This window comes from Streptomyces sp. NPDC041108 (assembly GCF_055592645.1).
In genome coordinates this window covers 1-2,879 of sequence record NZ_JBVIYK010000051.1, presented here as the reverse complement: position 1 = coordinate 2,879, position 2,879 = coordinate 1, and the positions used below count along the sequence as shown (strand labels likewise).

Sequence of the window (2,879 nt, the reverse complement as noted above, 5' to 3'; positions counted from 1 at the left end):
GATTCCGGTGACGGGATGCAGCTCACGGGTGACCGTTTCACCTCCGAGACGGCGTCGTTCGGGAACGACCTCTCCACCCTGCCGAACTTCCCCGCCGAGATCCGCGCCCCCGCAGGCACCCTGCCCGGCGTCTCCAGCTTCCAGCTGCACTTCGCCGACCACGACATCCTCACCCCCGGCGACGCACCCGACGTCCTCGTCGCGATGAACCCCGCCGCGCTGAAGGCCAACATCACCGACATGCCCCGCGGCACGGAGATCATCGTCAACACCGACGAGTTCACCAGCCGCGCCCTGCAGAAGGTCGGCTACACCACCAGCCCCCTGGACGACGGCTCACTGGACGCCTACAGCGTCCACCCCGTCCCGCTGACCACCCTGACCGTCGAAGCCCTCAAGACCTTCGACCTCAGCCGCAAGGAAGCCGAACGCAGCAAGAACATGTTCGCGCTCGGCCTGCTCTCCTGGATGTACCACCGCCCCACCGAAGGCACCGAGAAGTTCCTGGCCGCCAAGTTCGCCAAGAAACCCCAGATCGCGGCCGCCAACCTCGCCGCCTTCCGCGCCGGCTGGAACTTCGGCGAGACCACCGAGGACTTCGCCGTCTCCTACGAAGTCGCCCCCGCCACCGCGGCCTTCCCCCCCGGCCTCTACCGCAACATCAGCGGCAACCTCGCCCTGTCCTACGGCCTCATCGCCGCCTCCCACCGAGCCGACCTCCCCCTCTACCTCGGCTCCTACCCCATCACCCCCGCCTCCGACATCCTCCACGAACTCTCCCGCCACAAGAACTTCGGCGTCCGCACCTTCCAGGCCGAGGACGAGATCGCCGCCATCGGCGCCGCGCTGGGAGCGGCCTTCGGCGGATCGCTCGCGGTGACCACCACCTCCGGACCCGGCGTCGCCCTCAAATCCGAGACCATCGGACTGGCCGTCTCCCTCGAACTGCCCCTCCTCGTCGTCGCCATCCAACGCGGCGGCCCCTCCACCGGCCTGCCCACCAAAACCGAACAGGCCGACCTCCTCCAGGCCATGTACGGCCGCAACGGGGAGGCACCGGTGCCGGTGGTGGCGGCCCGCACCCCCGCCGACTGCTTCGACGCCGCCATCGAAGCCGCCCGGATCGCGGTCACCTACCGCACCCCCGTCTTCCTCCTCTCCGACGGCTACCTCGCCAACGGCTCCGAACCCTGGCGCATCCCCGAACCCGACGAACTGCCCGACCTCACCGTCCAGTTCGCCCAAGGCCCCAACCACACCCTCGACGACGGCACCGAAGTCTTCTGGCCCTACAAACGCGACCCCCACACCCTCGCCCGCCCCTGGGCCGTCCCCGGCACCCCCGGCCTCGAACACCGCATCGGCGGCATCGAAAAACAGGACGGCACCGGCAACATCTCCTACGACCCCGCCAACCACGACCTCATGGTCCGCACCCGCCAAGCCAAGATCGACGGCATCGACGTCCCCGACATCCAGGTCGACGACCCACACAGGGCCGACACCCTCGTCCTGGGCTGGGGATCCACCTACGGACCCATCACCGCGGCCGTACGACGCCTGCGCACCGCCGGGGAAGCCATCGCCCAGGCACACCTGCGCCACCTCAACCCCTTCCCCCCAAACCTGGGCGAGGTCCTGAGGCGGTACGACAAGGTCGTGATCCCCGAGATGAACCTCGGCCAGCTCGCCACGCTCGTCCGGGCGAAGTACCTGGTCGACGCCCACTCGTACACCCAGGTGAACGGCATGCCGTTCAAGGCGGAGCAGCTCGCCACGGCGCTCAAGGAGGCCATCGATGGCTGAGAGGTCCACGGAAGGCGCGGGCACGGGCGGCACGATCGAGGCGCTCACCCTCGTGCCCAAGGCCACGGCCCGGCAGTCCATGAAGGACTTCAAGTCCGACCAGGAGGTGCGCTGGTGCCCCGGCTGCGGTGACTACGCCATCCTCGCCGCAGTCCAGGGCTTCATGCCCGAACTCGGCCTGGCCAGAGAGAACATCACCTTCGTCTCCGGCATCGGCTGCTCCTCCCGCTTCCCCTACTACATGAACACCTACGGGATGCACTCCATCCACGGACGCGCCCCCGCCATCGCCACCGGACTCGCCACCTCACGACGCGACCTGTCCGTCTGGGTCGTCACCGGCGACGGCGACGCCCTCTCCATCGGCGGCAACCACCTCATCCACGCCCTCCGCCGCAACGTCAACCTCAAGATCCTCCTCTTCAACAACCGCATCTACGGCCTGACGAAGGGGCAGTACAGCCCGACGTCGGAGGTGGGAAAGGTCACCAAGTCGACGCCGATGGGGTCGCTCGACGCGCCCTTCAACCCGGTGTCGCTGGCGATCGGGGCGGAGGCGTCGTTCGTGGCACGGACCGTGGACTCCGACCGCAAGCATCTGACGGAGGTCCTGCGGCAGGCCGCCGCCCACCCCGGCACCGCACTCGTCGAGATCTACCAGAACTGCAACATCTTCAACGACGGCGCCTTCGACGCCCTCAAGGACCGCCAACAAGCCGAAGAAGCCGTCATCCGCCTCGAACACGGCCGACCCATCCGCTTCGGCACCGACGGCACACGAGGCGTCGTACGCAACGAGACCACCGGCGACCTCGACATCGTCACCGTCACACCCGACAACGAATCCCGCATCCTCGTCCACGACGCCCACGCCGCATCCCCCACCACCGCCTTCGCCCTCTCACGCCTCGCCGACCCCGACACCCTCCACCACACCCCCATCGGCGTCCTGCGATCCGTCCGACGCCCCGTCTACGACACCCAGATGGCCGACCAACTCGACACCGCCATCGACCAGTTCGGCAAGGGCGACCTGTCCGCCCTGCTCGCCGGCAAGGACACCTGGACGGTCG

General features: G+C 68.5%; 2 protein-coding genes. Both read left to right on the top strand.

The window, feature by feature from the left end:
* A partial coding sequence (locus ACZ6BB_RS42130) for a 2-oxoacid:acceptor oxidoreductase subunit alpha (protein ID WP_471620369.1) occupies nucleotides 1–1,806 on the top strand: 1,806 nt, incomplete at its 5' end.
* The coding region (locus tag ACZ6BB_RS42125; protein ID WP_471620368.1) for a 2-oxoacid:ferredoxin oxidoreductase subunit beta at nucleotides 1,799–2,879 on the top strand (1,081 nt) is incomplete at its 3' end. The genes ACZ6BB_RS42130 and ACZ6BB_RS42125, both read left to right, overlap by 8 nt.